Here is a 16,999-nt window from a genome sequence, read left to right on the forward strand (position 1 = left end):
CAACGACGTGGAAGTCCTGCGCGTCTTCAACAACAACGTGGTCCTTGCACGCGAGGCTGCGGGCCGCGAGGTGATCCTCACCGGCCGGGGGCTGGGCTTCCAGGCCAAACCTGGCCAGAAGGTGGACCCGGCGAAGGTGCTGCGCACGTTTGTTCCCGAAGACGGCCGCGACCCCGACAATCTCGGCGCCATGGTTGCCGCCATCCCGCCTGAGCATCTCCTGCTGGCCGAGCAGGCGCTTGAAGCCGGGCGTGCCGAACACGACATTCCCTACAGCTCGGTCCTGTCTGTCGCCTTGGCGGACCACCTCAGCTTCGCCATCAAACGCCTCCGCCAGGGCATCGAGTTCGACTACCCCCTCCGCGCCGAGGTTTCCCACCTCTACCCCGCAGAGCTCAAGGCGGCCCGGCGCATCCTGGACCACGTCAACGCAGCCCTCGAAGCGCCGCTTGCCGACGACGAGGCCGTGGCCATCGCACTGCACCTGGTCAATGCCGGCTTCGCGACCGGCGACCTCTCCTCCACCTACCAGATGACGGGCGTCTTCACCCAGCTTTTCGAGGTCCTGGAGCAGGCTTCCGGCCGCCCTTTCAACCGCGACACCGTAAACGCAGCCCGGTTCATCACCCATCTGCGCTATTTCTTTGTGCGGGCAGGCTCAGGCAAGCAGCTGGACGAGGGAGCCAGCAAGCTACGCATAGCGATCCGGGACTCATACCCGGAGGCTTACTCCACTGCCCTGAAGCTTCAGGCAGTCCTGGAACTCAGGATCGGCGAACCGCTCACGGAGGACGAGGTCACCTACCTCACCCTGCATGTGGCACGTCTGGTGGACGAAGACCGTAGCCAAGTTTCCTGACCACACCGGCAGATGGGACTTCACGACGTTTGTCGAAGGAGCACGTCTCCTTGAGTCTGGATCCCTCGTGCTGGACTTCAACGCGCATCACCCGAGGGACTGCGACCGTCGCGATCCGCCGCTAGGGCTCGGAACCCGGGAACCCGCTCGACTTCCTGGCCGTCCGGCGCGCAGTCTTCGAGTTCGACCGCAGCCCACTGCCGGATTTCGTGGCGGACAGGCCCTTCGGCGCCATCGCCGCCTTGCCCCCCTGGCCCGCAGCTAAAGACCTTAGATCCGGCTAAGGGGGCGGACGGGCCGTGTAGGCCTCGGCGAGGTAGTCGCGGCCGTGACAGGTCGCCTACTGCGGCTCTGTTTGGGAGCGGGTGGAGACGATCGGCGGCTGTTCTTGAGCGTTCACCGGCCAGCGCCCGTGGCATTGTCAGCGCTGCACTCCGGAGATCCGGTCGCTTATGCTCGGCTAAGCGGTTCCGGCGACAGCGTTCTCCGGTCTGCGATGGTCTCCGGCGTGTATCGGCCAGGGGCACCGTGAGGATGGCGTCAGTGAAGGCCTCCGGGCTGACGGCGAGCAGTGCTTTGCCGACGCCTGTGGCATGGAGGGGTATACGGGCACCTTTTTCTTGGGCATGCAGCAATTCGCCGACTGCTTTACGCCCATGTGGGACCGGAAGGGAGCAGGCAACCGCAAAGTCGAGGGGTTGTGGCCGTGCGACTCGGGCGCGAATGCCTTCCGCGCCGGACTGACTCCGCTGGCTGCGGCCAAGGGCTTCCAGCTGATCGACGGCGCCGCCTACCAGAACGGTGCCACCGACTTCAGCTCGTCCATCGCCAAATTAAAGGCCAAGAACGCCGAGATCTTTACCTGCACCCCGATCCCGCCGGACTTTCAGACCTTCTGGAAGCAGGCTGCACAGCAGGGCTACCGCTCCAAACTCGCCACGGCGGCCAAGGCCATGCTGTTCCACTCCGGAGCCGAAGCCCTGGGCAACCTGACCAAGAACATCGCTTGCGCGGTCTGGTGGAGCCACTCCGTTGGCTTTGGCGGCTGTTTCGTCGTCGCGGACGGCGGTCAGGGTGGACGCAGGGGGCTCTACCAGAAGGCACCACCAAAGCAGACGGCCAAAACCAACGAAATAAGGTGAGAGCGCAAAGACGCCGACCACAATCCAAAAGAGCACGGCAGGCATGTACTCCCAGCTACTGGCACGCAGGCCGTTCCGGCCCGGCGTTTCTTCCCTGCATGCACTGCAACAAGGCCGGCCCTCAGGGCTCAAGGAGTACTCGATCAACGAACTGCGTGGCCGATTAAGCGCGCATTGGTAAGGCGAAGCGGATCTGTTCCTACGTCAGACTTCGCATACGTCAGGTTGAGGTGCACCGCTGGCAGGAGGGGGCCTAGTGTCGGCCTGCGAACCTGGGCGCTTCCATGCTCAGTCCGCCGTAGTCGGCGCCGATCTTCCGTGCGGTTTCCTGAAGAAGTGGAACGACTGTCTTTTCGATAGCCTCGGCGGGCGCCCGGTGCGTCTGGAGGGACACGTTGACCGCCGCGACAACGTCATTGCCTCGCCAGACCGGGACAGCCACGCCGCGAAGGCCCTCCTCCAGTTCCTGTGACACCATCGCCCAGAACACTGTCCGGTGGTGTGGCTCCGTGAAGGGAACGCCAGCGTGACCGCCCAAAGCTCCGGGGCTCCGAACTCTGGTGATCGCCGTGTCGTGCCACCCGATCTCATTACTGTGGAGCTGTCGGGGCGAAGGAATTTTTATGCGGTTCTCTGTTGCCGAAAGTGACTGCTTGTTTCGCCACCGGACGTCGGGTTTCATAGCGTTACGGAATCGGCAGTGCTGCCTGTGTACGTGTCCTTTACTGCTCCTACAGTGGCTGACAAAGGAACGTAGCCGGGCATTCAGCATCGCTGCCATGACGTGAGGACGACTGTGACATTTCGGAACCTGATCGATCAGAACGCGGAGGTGGTGCGCCCTGCAGGAGCACCGCCCCTAGCAGTTTCCTGGGTTGAAACAGGCTGGGACCACGGGTGGGCGGTAGATCTCCGCGGGCAGATGGACGCGGAGCTTGGCCCCCGGTACCGGGCACTTGTAGAGCAAGGACGTCCACGGCCGCTTCCACCCAAAGCAGAGAACATCGAAACGGTATGGATCGCCCTCGTCGACGGCAAACCGGCCGCCACAGCCGCCCTGCTCCGGAACCCCTGCTATTGGGAAGTAAAGCGCGTCTTCGTGGCCCCCGGCTTCCGGCGCCGGGCTCTCGCCCAGCAGGCGTTGGCCAAGGTTGAAGGAAGCGCCCGCCGCCTCAGCATAGAGGAGTTGGTGCTGCAGACCGGGATCCTTCAGCCAGAAGCCATCGCCCTATATTCTCGCGAAGGCTGGGACCCTATTCCAGGTTTCGGCCCCTACGCCGGGGACCTTGGTAGCGTCTGTTTCCGCAAATTATTCACATAGCCGTCAGGCCGGATTTTCGGGGTGGCGCTCAGGTAGCCCGCAAAACCACAACACCCGCCGATCTCCAGGGGCTTCCCGGCGCGCATTGCAGCCGGCGCTCCCCAAATCTGTGCACGGGAACGTCCACTGCCGCGACGGCCTCGCCCAGGACCACCAGCAATGGTCCCAGAGCCAAGGCACGGCGATGGCTACCCATTGGCGTTGAGCTCAGGAGAGCTCCACGGGCGCCAGCGGGCGAACTGGGCCGGAAGCTGCGGCTTTGGTAGTCCCTTTCCCGGAACCCTCTTGGCGTTACTCGGAGAAGTTCAAAGAAATAAAGTCTTCACGTCACTCTGAATGACTTAACTTTACGAAATCGGAGTGTTTACGACTCCCGGTTGAGAAGTGTTGATTGCCATGTCGTACCAATTAGTGCTGGTTATTTATACCGGCTAATTTTCTAGGACTGACTCCCGGTCACATCGAGATTGGGGAATTCACCAAAAGGCCCTGAGATGGTTCGTGCGCAAGCGAAAGCGTTCAACGTCTGCCACTCGAGGCAGAGAGATGACGCCATGACAACACAGCAGACCAGTGCAACAGCCAGCTTCATCCAGGACTACATCCTGGAACTCACCCACCGCCTCGAAGACATCGAGGTGCTGGAGCCGGGTACCGGGACCGCCCCTTACGGTTACGACGCCGCCACGGCGAAAGCTGCGGCCGCAACGCAGCAGCCCGGACCCGCCGTCGTGTTTCCCTCCACGGCAGCCGAAGTGCAGGCGGCGGTCAAACTTGCAGCCGAACTTGGAGTGACGGTGGTGCCCCGCGGCGCCGGCACGGGCCTGTCCGGCGGCGCCACAGCCCAACAGGACCAAGTGGTCATTTCCACGGAAAAACTCAACCGCATCATCGAGGTATCGCATCTGGATGAAGTCGCAGTTATCGAACCGGGCGTTATTAATGCGGAACTCAACAAGCATTTGGAGCCGTTCGGTCTCTTTTATGCTCCGGACCCGGCAAGTTTCGACATTTCGTCGATCGGCGGAAATATCGCCACTAACGCCGGTGGACTCCGGTGCGCGAAGTACGGGGTGACGCGAGAATCGATCCTGTCGCTCGATGTCGTACTGGCTGACGGCAGCCTCATCAGCGTCGGACACCGTTCCATCAAGGGCGTCACAGGCCTTGATCTCACGTCGTTGTTTGTCGGCTCTGAAGGCATCCTCGGCATCGTCGTGAGAGCGACAGTCCGCCTGCGCCCCATTCCGGTGGCCCGCGAAACGGTCAGCGCGTTCTTCGACAGCACAGCCGAAGGCGCGGTGGGTCTGGCTGCCATCACCCTCTCGCCCGTGCGCCCTGCTTCGATCGAATTCTTCGACACGCCCAGCCTCGCAAACATTGACGCCTACTCCGGAACCGCCTTACGGGACCGTGGCGCTGCGCTGATCCTCATCGAACTCGATGGCTACGGCATCAACGAGCAAATCGCGGACCTCAAGGCAGCGCTCACCGAAGCCGGGGGCAGGTTCACCGTGGAGTCGCACGAGGACGGCGTCCGGCTCTGGGAGCTCCGCCGCAGCGGCCGCGGCCTCCCGCAGGACAAGTGGTACGTCGGCGAGGACATCGCCGTCCCCAAGTCCCAGCTCCCCACGGTCTACGCCGCCTTCCCGGCGCTCGAAGCACGCTTCGGCGTCGCCGTATCGGCAGTGTCCCACGCCGGTGACGGCAACCTTCACCCACTCATCACCAAGGACAGAACCCCCGACGACGGCGCCCACCCGCCTGCCTCCCTCTTAGAAGCAGCCACCGAACTCGTCAAACTGGCGCTGTCGCTGGGCGGCACGGTCACCGGTGAACACGGTGTGGGGACCATCAAGCGCGAGTGGGCGGCGCTCGAACTTTCCGAGCGCAGCCGCGGCGTCCAACATTCCATCAAGTCGGCTCTCGACCCACAACAGATCCTCAACCCCGGCAAGGCCATCTAGCTGCCCTGCCAGCTGGAACATCCCCGAACGCATCAAGGAGAACCCATAATGAGCACTGTCTATAGCCCTGAAATCCGCCGGCGAATCTTCCTCGCCGGCCTGAGCGCCCTTTCCACGACCGCCCTGCTGACTGCGTGCGGCGGCGTCACCGCCACCAGCACGTCCAGTTCCGGTACACCCGTTGACGGCGGCAACATCACCTTCCTGGTCCAGGGCTACGACACCGGCTGGGTCTCCAGCAAGACCTCCATATCCAGCTACGAGGGCAACCTCTGGGGACACATCACGGACAAGCTCGTGTACGTCAACGAAGAGGGCGAACTCAGCCCCTGGGTCGCGGAGAGCTGGGAAGAACTCAACGGCGCCAAGGACTTCTTCCTGCACCTGAAGAAGGGCGTAACCTTCTCCGACGGCAGCCCGGTGGACGCGGCCGCCGTCGTTGCCAACCTCAACGCCTGGGCTAAGGGCGACGCCACCCGCGGCGTCAGCAAGGTGGGCCTGTTCCCGTCAAGCAACTTCGTCGCCGCCGAGGCCACCGACGAGTCCACGGTCAAGGTCTCCTTCTCCTCCCCTGCGCTGGGCTTTATCGCCACCCTCGCCTACCACGGCTGCATCCTGCTATCCCCGAAGACCCTCGCCCTGCCGGTGGAAGCCCAAGCCGACCTCAGCCAGGAAATCGGCAGCGGGCCATTCGTGGTCAAGTCCTGGAAGCAGGGCGACAGCTACGTGCTGGAGAAGCGAAAGGACTACAACTGGGGCCCAGCAGCGCTCGGACACACCGGCGCGGCCCGCCTGGACACCATCACGTACAAGGTCATCAAGGACACCTCGGTCAGGACCTCCACGGTTGTCTCCGGCCAGGCAGACGTCGCCTACAACGTTGAGCCCCAGGAAATTGAGTCGCTCAAAGCCCAGGGCTTCACCGTTGGAACCCCGCGCTACCTAGGCTTCGTGGACGGATTCCAGGTCAATACCCAGGCCTTCCCCACCAACGAACTCGCCGTCCGCCAGGCCATCCAACACGGCATCAACCGGGAAGAGATCCGCAACACGGTCTACACGAGCGACTGGAACGCCGCCACCACCTTCATCCAGGGCAACGTCCCCGAAGCCGGCGAATTCAGCGGCTCCTTCAAGTTCGACCCCGACAAGGCCAACAAGGTCCTCGACGACGCCGGCTGGAAGGCCGGGCCGGAGGGTTACCGCACCAAGAACGGCAAAACCCTCGAGTTCACCCTGACGCCTAACCCTTACGTCCCGTCCACGAAGGCTGAGGACGAGCTCATCGCCCAGCAGCTCAAAAAGGTGGGCATCAAGGTCAACCTCAAGGTCGTGGACGTCGCGGGCTACGCAGCGGTGCAAGCCAGCAAGCCGCCGCTGTTCCAGACCTCGCGCAGCTTTGTCGACGTGGGAACCGTCGCAGGAGTCCTGACCAGCCAGAACAAGGGCGAAGACTGGTTCGGACTTGGAACGAGCGACCAGAAGCTAAATGACCTCTCCACCGCCATCGCCACGGCATCGGACCGGGCGTCCCGCGAAAAGGTAGCCGACGAGCTGCAGCAGTACGTCCTGGAACAGGGCTACTTCGTTCCCCTGAACCAGCTCGTCCAGCGCCTCTACCTGATCAGCCCCAAGGTCAAGGACGTCCAGTACAACGGCCTGGCGTACGCTAACTTCTATACCGCCTGGATTGCCAAGTGACCAGCGACTACAAGCGCTTTGCCCTCACGCGGGCGGGCCAGGCGGTTGTCGTGGTACTTCTTGCCTATGTGCTCACGTTCCTGGTCATCAGCGTGCTCCCGGGTGACGCGATCACCAACACGCTCCGTGATCCCCAGCGTGGCCTGAGCGAAGAAGACATCCAGCGGATCGTGGCCTTCTACGGCCTCGATCAGCCGGTCATCGTCCAGCTGCTGCTTTCCCTGGGCCGCTTCCTGATCGGGGAACTTGGATTCTCCCTGCAGTCCAACCTGCCGGTGGCCCAGCTGGTGGGAGATGCCCTCCCGTCGACGCTGATCCTGGCAACGAGCGCCTTGCTGATCGCCGTAGTTTTCGCCGTGGCCATCGCGTACGGTGCGCAGTATCTGCCCGGCAAGTGGGCGGCAATGGTCCGCTCCATCCCGTCGTTTTTCCTGTCGGTGCCAAACTTCGTGATCGGTCTGGTGCTGATCGAACTGTTTGCCTTCCGGCTCCACTCCTTCACCACTACGGACCCGAACAGCGCGGTGGCGACACTGTTCGCGGCGGTCACCCTGGCCATTCCGGTGTCCGCGCCGCTGGCCGAGGTCCTGATCGCCAGCCTCGACCATGAATCCCGGCAGGAGTACGCCGTGGTTGCACGTTCCCGCGGGTTGACCGAGGCCAGGCTGTTCGCGAAGCACCTGGTGAAGCCGTCTGCCTTGCCTTCCGTGGCCATGGTCGCCCTCATCGTCGGCGAGCTGCTCGGTGGCTCCGTCATCACGGAGACCATCTTCGGGCGGGACGGGATCGGGACCGTGGTCCAGCAGGCTGTCACCGGCGAGGACCAGCCGGTGCTTCAGGCAGTGGTGTCACTCTCGGCCGTGATCTTTGTGGCCGTCAATCTGGCGGCGGACCTCGCGTCGCCGCTGCTGGATCCCCGCGTCAAACTCAGAGAGAAGGTAGGGGCGTGACTGCCATACTCACCAACCCGCAACTGGGCCGCATCGGTACGGGAGGGTCCGGTACACGGTCCGGGAAGCTAACCTCGGGCCTGCCGCCCGTCACTGTCATACTGTCCTTCGCCGTGGTGCTCCTGGTCATCCTGTGGTCGCTCGTACCCGGCCTCTTCACCTCGTTCAGTCCCGTCACGGGAGAAACAGCCAGCAAACTGGCCGCGCCGAGTGCAGGGCACTGGTTTGGCACTGACTACCTGGGCCGGGACCAGTACGCCCGCGTGGTGTACGGGACGGCATCCTCGGTCACCAGCGCTTTGGTGGCGGTACTGATCGGCCTGGTGGTGGGAAGCATCATTGGCCTGGCCAGCGGTTTCCGTGGAGGTTGGCTCGACACCATTCTGGGCCGCTTTGTGGACGTCCTGCTCGCCATCCCCGGCTTCCTCCTCGCAGTGGTCATCGTCAGCTCCCTGGGTTTCCAAACCATCAACGCCGCCATCGCAACCGGAGTGTCCGCCGTCGCCGTCTTCGCCCGGCTGATGCGCGCAGAAGTCATGCGCGTCCGCAGCGCAACCTATGTAGAGGCGTCGTACCTCGAAGGTGGAACCCGGCTCCACGCACTGCTGGGACACATCCTCCCCAACGCCTACCGTTCAGTGCTTGTCCTGGCCGTCCTGCAGTTCGGCACGTCCATCCTGGTCATCGCCTCACTGGCTTTCCTCGGCTACGGCGATCCACCCCCTGCCTCGGACTGGGGACTGCTGGTCGCCTCGGGCAAAACCTACATCACGGCACCGTGGCTGGTGTACGCACCCGCACTGGTCATTGTGGTCACCGTTCTCTCCGTAAACCGCATCAGCCGCTGGCTGCGAAACGCCAAGTGACATGGCCCTTATTCGAAAGGACACCGATGTGTCAGCAGACCTACTAACAGTCGAAGGCTTGTCGATCGCCTACGGACCTGCCGCCGTCGTGCATGATGTTAAATTCTCCCTGGGCCGTGGCGAGAGCCTGGCACTGATCGGCGAGTCCGGTTCGGGCAAGTCGACCATCGCCAAGGCGATCCTCCGCTTGCTCCCGCAAGGGGAGGCAAGCGCCAGCGGGCAGGTGAAGCTGAACGGGCGCGACGTCCTCGCCCTGCCCGAAAAGCAGTTCCGTCCCCTCCGCGGCAGGGAGCTTGGCTTCATACCGCAGGACCCGGCCTCGGCTCTGAACCCGGTGCGGACCATCGGCGTGCAGGCCCACGAAGCCGCCGCCCTGCTCGGCGAAACCGATCCGGCAGTTCGATGCCGCAGGATCCTGGAGGTCCTTGAGCAGGTTGGCCTGCCGGATCCGGCACGGGTCTACGATTCCTACCCGCATCAACTTTCCGGCGGCATGCTACAGCGTGTGCTGATTGCCCTCACCGTCCTGCCACGACCGTCCCTGATCGTGGCGGACGAACCGACTTCCGCGCTGGACGTGACCGTCCAGAAACTGATCCTCGACATGCTCACCGAGCTCCGCCACGAGCTGGACATCAGTTTGCTCCTGATCACGCACGATCTCGCCATCGCCGCAGAGCGAGCCGATTCACTGGTGGTATTGAAGGACGGCGCGGTACAGGAAAGCGGCGCCTCGCGTGAGGTCTTCGCCGCTCCGACGACAGGCTACGCCCGCTGCCTGCAGGCCGACGTCCCGGCACTCCACCCGGACAGGTACCGGAACCAGCGCCTTGCGGCGGTTACGGGCGCGACGCACGACGGCGACTTTCGGACCGAGGCAGTCACCTCACCGCTGCTGGCTCCTCAGATCGACGTCCGGGACGTCATCAAGCGGTTCACCGCTGGCGGCAAAGAGGTCCTGGCCGTCAACGGACTGTCCTTCTCTGTCGAACGAGGTCGGACGCACGCCCTCGTAGGTGAGTCCGGGTCCGGCAAGACCACCGCGGTCCGGCTGCTGCTTGGTCTCGAACAGCCGGACGGTGGACACATTGCAATAGCCGGCCAGTCGACGTCGGGCAGGTCCCGCGCGGAAGTGCGCGAGATCCGCCGCCATCTGCAGCTCGTATATCAAAACCCGTTCACCTCCCTGGACCCGACGTGGCGGGTAGGCAAGATCGTCCGGGAACCACTGGACCAATTCAGCGTCGGCACCAAAGCCGAGCGGACCCTGCGGGTCCGCGAAGCGCTGGAAGCAGTCGGCTTGCCGGATTCGGTCCTGACCCGGCGGCCCGCACACCTCTCAGGCGGGCAGCGCCAAAGGGTGGCCATCGCCAGGGCACTCGTGGTGAGGCCCGACGTCGTAGTTCTGGATGAGCCCACGTCAGCGCTCGACGTAAGCGTCCAAGCGGGGATCCTGGAGCTTCTCTCCAAACTGCAACGCGAACTCGGGCTCACATACCTGTTCGTTTCGCACGACCTGGCGCTGGTACGGCAAATGGCCGACACCGTATCCGTCCTGCAGCGCGGCCAAGTAGTCGAGGACGGGCCTGTGGAGGAAGTTTTCCTGCGTCCCCAGCATCCCTACACCCACGCGCTCCTGGACGCGATTCCCTTGAAGGCACCCACTCCCCCTGCGGCCCCTGTCTCGGTCACCGCTGACCCTGTGGACACCGCAGCAGAACAACAACTAGTGAAGGCAACAGCATGACCGTGAACCTGACAACCACCCGACGACCCGCACTGATCGAGGCCTTCACGGCGCCGACAGGATTCGGCGACGCTACGCTGCGCGACCGCCGGGCTGATGCCATCGAACTTCTTGGTGGAATTCCCGATCCCGGCGTGCTTCCCACCGAGAAACTCGCGGCCGCGACAGCACGCGTCCTGGCAAAGCCGGGCGTTCCCGCGCTCCAGTACTCACGGACCGAAGGCATCTCGCCCTTGCGCGAGTGGATCGCAGAGCGCGAAGGCGTCACTGTGGACCGGATCCTCATCACCAACGGCGGCTTCCACGGACTGTCCCTGGCCATCCAGACCGTGGTGGAACGCAGCGACCTTGTGGCCGTGGACAACCCGATCTTTCCCCTCTTCCTGCGGGGGCTGCAATTGTCGGACGCGCGGACCCTGCCTGTGTCTGTGGGCCCCCGCGGGCTGGACGTGGACCATCTCTCCGACCAGCTCCGCGCCGGGGCCCGGCCATCCGCCCTGTATACCGTGCCGGATTTCCATAACCCGTCCCAGGGCACACTCCCCGGCGAAGCACGCAGGGAGCTCGTGCGGCTGGCCGAGCACTACGGTTTTGTGGTCCTGGCCGACAACCCTTACCGCGAACTGCGGTTTGCCGGCGAGCAGGGAAGCGTGGAGGAATTCAACAACTCGGACCATGTCCTCCACATCAACACCTTCACGAAAACACTCGGCCCCGGTCTGCGACTGGGTTGGACGGTGGCTCCCGAGCCCTTGGCGCGCGACCTCGTGGCACTGCGGAGCCGTCAGGACTCACACAGCTCCACGCTGGTCCAGGCAATCATCGGGGAACTTCTGACCTCCGAGCCGGGAATTTTCGACGCCACACTGGAACGGGCACGGTCTCTGTACCGCAACCGCGCCGAAACCTTGGTTGCCGCCCTGCACCGGGAAGCACCGGGAGCATTCGAAACAGTCCTTCCCGAGGGCGGACTATTCCTCTGGCCCAAGCTCGCCGACCCGGCCATCGATCCGGACCAACTGGCTGCCGACGCCAGCGCCGAGGGCGTGGAATACCAGCGCGGCTCGTTTTTCCCATCCGGACCAGGCACCGACGCTGACCGCCACCTGCGCATGGCCTACGGCGATGTCGGGGAATCGAAATTGGAAGAAGCAGCAGCGCGCTTGGGACGGGCACTGTTGCGCCAGCGTAAGTAGTGGCTTTCGTTGGCCTATACACGTCCTCGCCGCGTCCACGCCAGCGACTCCGCTCCCGGAAGGCCCCCTGCCGTTGTCCCGGATAAGTCGTCCAGCCAGTAATTCTCCGAAGCCGTATCGGGGTTCAGGAAGCGAGGGCATTAGAGCCCTGGCAGGTTGACAGAAGGCCGGGTATCGGCGATCAAAAGTGGAGGGGGGAGTGCTCGCAGAAAGGACGGTTACCCTGTGGTCCCTGACTGCTGATGCCCAGACTATGGAAGAAGCCGATTTGTCCCAATACGCAGACTCCCCCCATTGACGCCCAACTTGTCGGCTGGGATGGCGTCCATATGACGAGGCAGCTGAAACCTTTTTAGTTGCCTCAAGCCCTGCACTCACGGCCCCGCGCCGACCCCGCTTCAGTCCCTACGTTGAGCTCCCGCCCCAACGGGAGTGAGATATGAATCGCCGCACCACCGCTACCTCACCGTTGAACAGGCAGCCAAAGCACTGAACACCGACGTCAACCAAGTACTGGCAATGCTCAACAGCGGTTAACTGCGGCGTTCCCCGAGCGGAGCCGACAAAGCGAATCTGGTCAATCCCATCGACGTCGAACGGCCAAGCTGTGGATTGAAACTTTTCGCCACCTCGGCGGCGGCGACGTACAGCAATAGAGCAGCCCCGTTCCGTCGGCGTTGTGATTCGCGGGGTGTCTTCCTATCGCTTTGGCCGATTTAGCGGGATTGGAGAGCATCCAGTGCCACTGCCATCGCCGCCGCTACCCGGCCGTCGAGTCGTGCGCCCGGGAGGGTGATGAGGTAGCGGTCGCGGAGGGATCGTCCCCGTTCTGATGTCATGAGTACTTCTCCGTTCGGGTCGACGAAGTCGAAGTGGAAGCGGAAGGGCGAAGGGATCACGTCTCCCAGAGGTGTCGCTTCCCATATGCGCCTGCCGATGGCGACGCCGAGGCTGCGTTCACTTCCGGTGACTTTGAGCCCGTCTGTTTCGAGGTGCCAGGTCGATCGCAGCAGGGACTTGCCAAAGTCTTTCCGGAAGCTGCCGATCGGTTGTTCATTGGCGTCCAGCACGTCATATGTCGCCCCGAGATCGAGGCGTTGCCGGGCTTTGAAGGAGAAAAGCGGTATGGTCCTTGACTCGTCCTGGTAGAAGGTCACCTGCTCCTTGAAAGCGGCCCGCTTCTGCTGAGCGACGGCGAGCAGGTGCCCGGGTTGCCGGTCTCCCGTGATGGAACGTATTTCGTACCGGTTCACCATCAGGGTGAGCTTCTGTATGACGGTGAAACGGTCGATGCCGTGGGTAAGTTCTGCGCTCATGTGCGTCCTCATTGTTATGGCGGTCCCGAACCAGTGGGTCCGCCGGTTGCTATATTCTCTGCCCGGACCGGCTCCCGTTGAAGGACTGTTCGTTGTCAGAGCCGACGTCCGCGGTAGACCCAAGTCGGCCTTGTCGGTGGCGATGATCTCATCGCCGAGGTTTAGCTCAATGCAGGAGTTGATGGCGATCTTTTGTTGCAGTCATGCTGGGTCCTCTCTGAATGTCTGATGCCTGCAGTATGCGCCGTCGAGGCTGACGTGAGGTGTACGGGGCATGACTGACTTCAGCTATTACCGCTAGGCACCCTTTGGAAATTGGTCCTGGTCCGGGAAATCCGGTAGTGCACGCACGGGGCAGCGCAACACCTTCATCTGGATGAGATCCAGGAGTTGGCGGGTGCCTGTCCGTGCGTCCAAAATCCACAAGAGCTCAAGGTTGGGGATGACTGTTAGAACTCGGCCGCGGTAGAGAAGCCTGTCCTCGTGTCGGGCTTCGATGCGATCGCCGGGTCGAAGCTCCGAGCAACTGCGCACGACGACTGGTGATCGGCTCATGGTCCGGTCCCTTCACGAACTTGTTGTGGTCATCCTCAGTGTGGGTTGATATCGTGGCCGTGGTATTTCCGTGGCATGACTTTTTGGCGTCGATCAAATCAGCGCTTTCGCCGCCCGGTTGATTGCCGACGTCCGGAGGACGCAAAGCCCACTGCTGAACGTTCCCCGGGTCTTAGTGGCCGAGAGGTTCTCAGGAGACCGCCAGTATGGGCGGCAGGTCGACCGGCCGGGCGCAGGGAAAACGCCGCAGCGTAGGGCCAGGTGGCCATAAGATGACATCGGCTGACGCCCAACACAGGTGAAGCCCGCCGCAATTAGACGGAACCTCTAGCGGAATGATTCGGGGTCACGCCCCAGTCCCGTCAGCGTGCGGCGGCGCTGGCGAAATTCTGTCGGCGTTAGTCCTGCTTGGCGTTTAAACGCTGTACTGAACGCATAAGCGTTGTGGTAGCCAACGTGGCCGGCGACGCCTGACACTGTGGCATCCGGAGCTTGCAGTAGGTCGCCGGCTATCGTTAGCCGCCATCGTGTGAGGTAGGCCATTGGCGGCTCTCCGACGCTTGTCCGGAAACGTGCGGCGAGCGAGGCGCGGGAGGTGTTTACTCGGTGGGCAAGACTCTCCACTGTCCATGGCGCTGCCGGTTCTGCATGGAGACACTCGAGGGCGCGTATGACTAATGGGTCATCGCAGGCAAGCCAACTGGCCTCGGTGGGTTGATCAGGAGCGTTGGCCCAGTGGCGGATGGTGTCGACGACGAGCACGTCAAGCAGACGGTCAACCACTACCTGGGCGGCTGGGTCATCGTGGGCCAGCTCCCGGGCGAGGAGGCTGACAAGCGCCCCGTCGGCACGTTCGCGCCGCACCACGGTCAATCGGGGCAGCGCGCGACTGATGAGGCCACCCACCTGGTCAGGGCGTTCATATGTACCGATGAGCAGCGACGTCTCTCCGTTCACGGCGTTCCCCCACCGACGGATACCGTGCCGGAGTTCGTCGCGGAGGTCCCGGCCATCCAGGGTGGTGCAGTGCTGGCCCGGGCCGATTTCAATGGCGGGCGCGCTGCCGGAAGCATCGGTCACCGTGTAGGGTTCAGGGCCACGTATGAGGGCTACGTCACCTGCTTCGAGCAGAGACCCGTCCACGAGGGTCTTCCCTCTGGTAACAGCGAGGACTGTGAGAGCGGCGTTATCGCGAACGTTGATACCCCAAGGGGCAGTCATTTGGACCATTAGAGCGAAAGCACTGACCGCCCGTGGGCCGTCGAGGAAATGCGTGAGGGGGTCCATGCGCCAAAGCTTAGACGATGACAAAGGTTTTCAAGAGTCTGAACTATTCATCGTCTAGCTCTCTGTGGGTTTACTGAAGGCATGACTACTCTCATCATTGGCGGTGCCGGGCGCTCCGGCGCCCGCGTACTTGACCGCCTGGCCGCCGCTTCGATACCTTCCCGGTCCGCTTCCCGCCGCACTGGCTTTGACTGGGACGACAGCTCGACATGGGCCACCGCGCTGCGTGGCGCCACGGGTGCGTACGTCTGTTTCACTCCCGATCTGGCCTTCCCCGGTGTACCTGCCAAGATGGCATCGCTCGGGAGGTTAGCGGCCACGGCAGGCCTCGAGCGGCTTGTGCTGCTCTCAGGTCGTGGTGAGGACGGTGCCCGGGCGAGCGAAGCTGCCCTCCGCGAATGTGGTGTGCCGACTACAGTTTTGCGTTGTTCATGGTTCCAGCAGAACTTCTCGGAGCACTTCCTCACCGGCCCGGTTCGACGAGGTCGGCTGCGGCTACCAGCCCCCGACGTGCCAGAAGCATTCGTCGATCTGGACGACGTAGCCGACGCAGCGGTCATCGCCCTAACCCAAACCCCGCCCGAAGATGCCACCTACGAACTATCAGGCCCTGAGCTACTGACTTTTGCCCAAGCTGCCGCTGTCCTTGCCGATGCCCGCGACCGGCCGGTCATCTTTGAGGAGGTTGACGTTCCGACCTTCGTCGAAGACCTCGCCGCCGACGGGGTATCCGCGCAAGAAGCGGAGCCGCTCGCCCGCCTCTTCACAGAGATCCTTGATGGGAGGAATGCGTCCCTGACCGACGGAATTGAGCAGCTCCTTGGCCGACCCGCATCATCACTGAAGGCATATGCACGACGCAGTGCCAACTCCGGGGTCTGGTCATGATCCACGTAGCCGCCGTTGCGGGAGCGGGGCTTCTCGGTGGCGTCTATGCGGCGTTTTCAGCGATGGTGATGCCGGCCCTCGGACGCCTCAATGAAGAGGAGGCCACGGCCGCCATGGTGGGCATCAACCGAGCGGCCGAACGCGGGCCCTTTATTCTGGTCTTCGGATCCGCCGCCATAGCAGCCATCGCACTAGCCGTCACAGCAGCGCCGCGAGGATCCGGTACCGACCTGGTCGTCGCAGGAGCATCCCTGGCCAGCACGATAGTGACCTTGGGAGTCAACGTCCCGCTCAACCGGCGGCTCGAACGGGAAGGCGCAGCTTTCTGGGCGGTCTACCGTCGACGCTGGACGGCTTCAAACACCCTTCGCGCCGCGCTGGCCACTACTGCAGTGCTCATTGCAGGCACACATACGGTGGGGACCCAGTAAGTTTCGCATAGCCAACATCACCGTGGATTGAGGGCGGCAAATCATTCTGAAATCCCCGCCCCGCTGAGGCTCTTGTCGCGTGAGGTGTGTTTCATACCACTGGTGAAAGTCCTCGAGAGGTTGCCGTAGTACTCGCCGAAAGTGCGGCGAGTACTAAGGGATGCAATCCTTGGTGCATTACAGAGATGAAGTTTTTCTGTTGTTGGCCTCGACGCGCCGCCGTACCCGGGGCCGAGGCGGCCGCAGGGTCTGGTCATGAAGAGGGTGTGGGGGATCGACCGTCGGGCGTTGCTCTGGAGGTCAGGCACTGTGCATGTCTTCTTCTCAATCCGACAGTTGGGCAGTGGCTTGAGGCAACGGTTCTTCCACTCGATGTGCTGGGGGCCATCAGGTAGCGTGATGATCTGAAGGCCCCGCCGGTCCCCCACCGGCGGGGCCTTTACGTATCCCCCGTACCCCCTAATCTTCTTGACGTCCCGAACGGTGCCAATCACACTGGGCTGGTGGATAACGAAAATGAAGAACATCTCGTGGGACGTGTTGTCGAGCGGCTTGCAGTCCGTTACCCCGAGGCACCTCGTGAACTTATCACCGAGATTGTCGGCGAGGAATATCACGGCCTTGACAGCGGCCGCATTCGAGCGTACGTGCCGACCCTGGTCGAAAACGGTGCCCGCACCCGGCTGCACCGTGCCCTCAAGAACAGCCCTGCCGACGGATAGACCCGCTTGGGCAGCAGCAGCCAAGGCAGGTGGCGAACGCAAGTGCGACCG

General features: G+C 63.1%; 15 protein-coding genes. 11 read left to right on the top strand and 4 right to left on the bottom strand.

Annotated features, from left to right (window positions below; translation table 11 throughout):
* Positions 1–7: 7 nt before the first annotated feature.
* Positions 8–859, top strand: a complete 852-nt coding sequence (locus tag AC1MCA_RS01565) for a PRD domain-containing protein (RefSeq protein WP_479800738.1) — start codon at positions 8–10, stop codon at positions 857–859.
* Positions 860–1,452: 593 nt separating this feature from the next.
* On the top strand, positions 1,453–2,001 hold the full coding sequence (locus AC1MCA_RS01570) for an ABC transporter substrate-binding protein (protein WP_479800740.1): 549 nt from the start codon (positions 1,453–1,455) through the stop codon (positions 1,999–2,001).
* A 253-nt stretch (positions 2,002–2,254) separates the two neighbouring features.
* Here the strand turns inward: AC1MCA_RS01570 and AC1MCA_RS01575 are convergent, their stop codons facing one another.
* A complete protein-coding gene (locus AC1MCA_RS01575; RefSeq protein ID WP_479800742.1) occupies positions 2,255–2,782 on the bottom strand; it encodes an IclR family transcriptional regulator domain-containing protein in 528 nt (175 codons plus the stop codon).
* A gap of 15 nt (positions 2,783–2,797) precedes the next feature.
* Between AC1MCA_RS01575 and AC1MCA_RS01580 the strand changes: the two genes are divergently transcribed.
* The 7 genes from AC1MCA_RS01580 to AC1MCA_RS01610 all read left to right on the top strand — a co-directional run bounded on the left by AC1MCA_RS01580 (position 2,798) and on the right by AC1MCA_RS01610 (position 11,749).
* Positions 2,798–3,322, top strand: a complete 525-nt coding sequence (locus AC1MCA_RS01580; protein WP_479800744.1) for a GNAT family N-acetyltransferase — start codon at positions 2,798–2,800, stop codon at positions 3,320–3,322.
* 554 nt (positions 3,323–3,876) lie between these two features.
* Positions 3,877–5,289, top strand: a complete 1,413-nt coding sequence (locus AC1MCA_RS01585; protein ID WP_479800745.1) for an FAD-binding oxidoreductase — start codon at positions 3,877–3,879, stop codon at positions 5,287–5,289.
* A gap of 48 nt (positions 5,290–5,337) precedes the next feature.
* Positions 5,338–6,990 carry an ABC transporter substrate-binding protein gene (locus AC1MCA_RS01590; RefSeq protein ID WP_479800747.1) on the top strand — a complete coding sequence of 551 codons (1,653 nt, stop codon included), beginning with the start codon at positions 5,338–5,340 and terminating at the stop codon, positions 6,988–6,990.
* Positions 6,987–7,940, top strand: a complete 954-nt coding sequence (locus AC1MCA_RS01595; RefSeq protein ID WP_479800749.1) for an ABC transporter permease — start codon at positions 6,987–6,989, stop codon at positions 7,938–7,940. The genes AC1MCA_RS01590 and AC1MCA_RS01595 overlap by 4 nt, the downstream gene beginning before the upstream one ends.
* Positions 7,937–8,806: an ABC transporter permease gene (locus AC1MCA_RS01600; protein WP_479800751.1), complete on the top strand. Its 870-nt coding sequence runs from the start codon at positions 7,937–7,939 to the stop codon at positions 8,804–8,806. Before AC1MCA_RS01595 ends, AC1MCA_RS01600 begins: the two co-directional genes overlap by 4 nt.
* Before the next feature lies 1 nt (position 8,807).
* Positions 8,808–10,553, top strand: a complete 1,746-nt coding sequence (locus AC1MCA_RS01605; RefSeq protein WP_479800752.1) for a dipeptide ABC transporter ATP-binding protein — start codon at positions 8,808–8,810, stop codon at positions 10,551–10,553.
* Positions 10,550–11,749: an aminotransferase-like domain-containing protein gene (locus AC1MCA_RS01610; protein ID WP_479800753.1), complete on the top strand. Its 1,200-nt coding sequence runs from the start codon at positions 10,550–10,552 to the stop codon at positions 11,747–11,749. Before AC1MCA_RS01605 ends, AC1MCA_RS01610 begins: the two co-directional genes overlap by 4 nt.
* Before the next feature lie 716 nt (positions 11,750–12,465).
* On the opposite strand, the gene AC1MCA_RS01615 is transcribed toward AC1MCA_RS01610, so the two are convergent.
* Together AC1MCA_RS01615 and AC1MCA_RS01620 are read right to left on the bottom strand one after the other, a co-directional pair.
* Positions 12,466–13,065: an LURP-one-related family protein gene (locus AC1MCA_RS01615; protein WP_479800755.1), complete on the bottom strand. Its 600-nt coding sequence runs from the start codon at positions 13,063–13,065 to the stop codon at positions 12,466–12,468.
* An 882-nt stretch (positions 13,066–13,947) separates the two neighbouring features.
* Entirely contained in the window at positions 13,948–14,907 is a 960-nt protein-coding gene (locus AC1MCA_RS01620; RefSeq protein WP_479800757.1) for an AraC family transcriptional regulator, read from the bottom strand.
* Positions 14,908–14,988: 81 nt separating this feature from the next.
* Here AC1MCA_RS01620 and AC1MCA_RS01625 point away from each other — a divergent pair, with 81 nt between their 5' ends.
* Together AC1MCA_RS01625 and AC1MCA_RS01630 are read left to right on the top strand one after the other, a co-directional pair.
* Positions 14,989–15,795, top strand: a complete 807-nt coding sequence (locus AC1MCA_RS01625; protein ID WP_479800758.1) for an SDR family oxidoreductase — start codon at positions 14,989–14,991, stop codon at positions 15,793–15,795.
* The gene (locus AC1MCA_RS01630; RefSeq protein WP_479800759.1) at positions 15,792–16,226 is read left to right on the top strand and encodes an anthrone oxygenase family protein; all 435 of its coding nucleotides are present in this window, start codon (positions 15,792–15,794) and stop codon (positions 16,224–16,226) included. Before AC1MCA_RS01625 ends, AC1MCA_RS01630 begins: the two co-directional genes overlap by 4 nt.
* 41 nt (positions 16,227–16,267) lie before the next feature.
* Here AC1MCA_RS01630 and AC1MCA_RS01635 read toward each other — a convergent pair whose 3' ends face one another.
* On the bottom strand, positions 16,268–16,972 hold the full coding sequence (locus AC1MCA_RS01635) for a hypothetical protein (RefSeq protein ID WP_479800761.1): 705 nt from the start codon (positions 16,970–16,972) through the stop codon (positions 16,268–16,270).
* Positions 16,973–16,999 lie beyond the last annotated feature (27 nt).

It is taken from the genome of Arthrobacter sp. BK1, assembly GCF_056680055.1.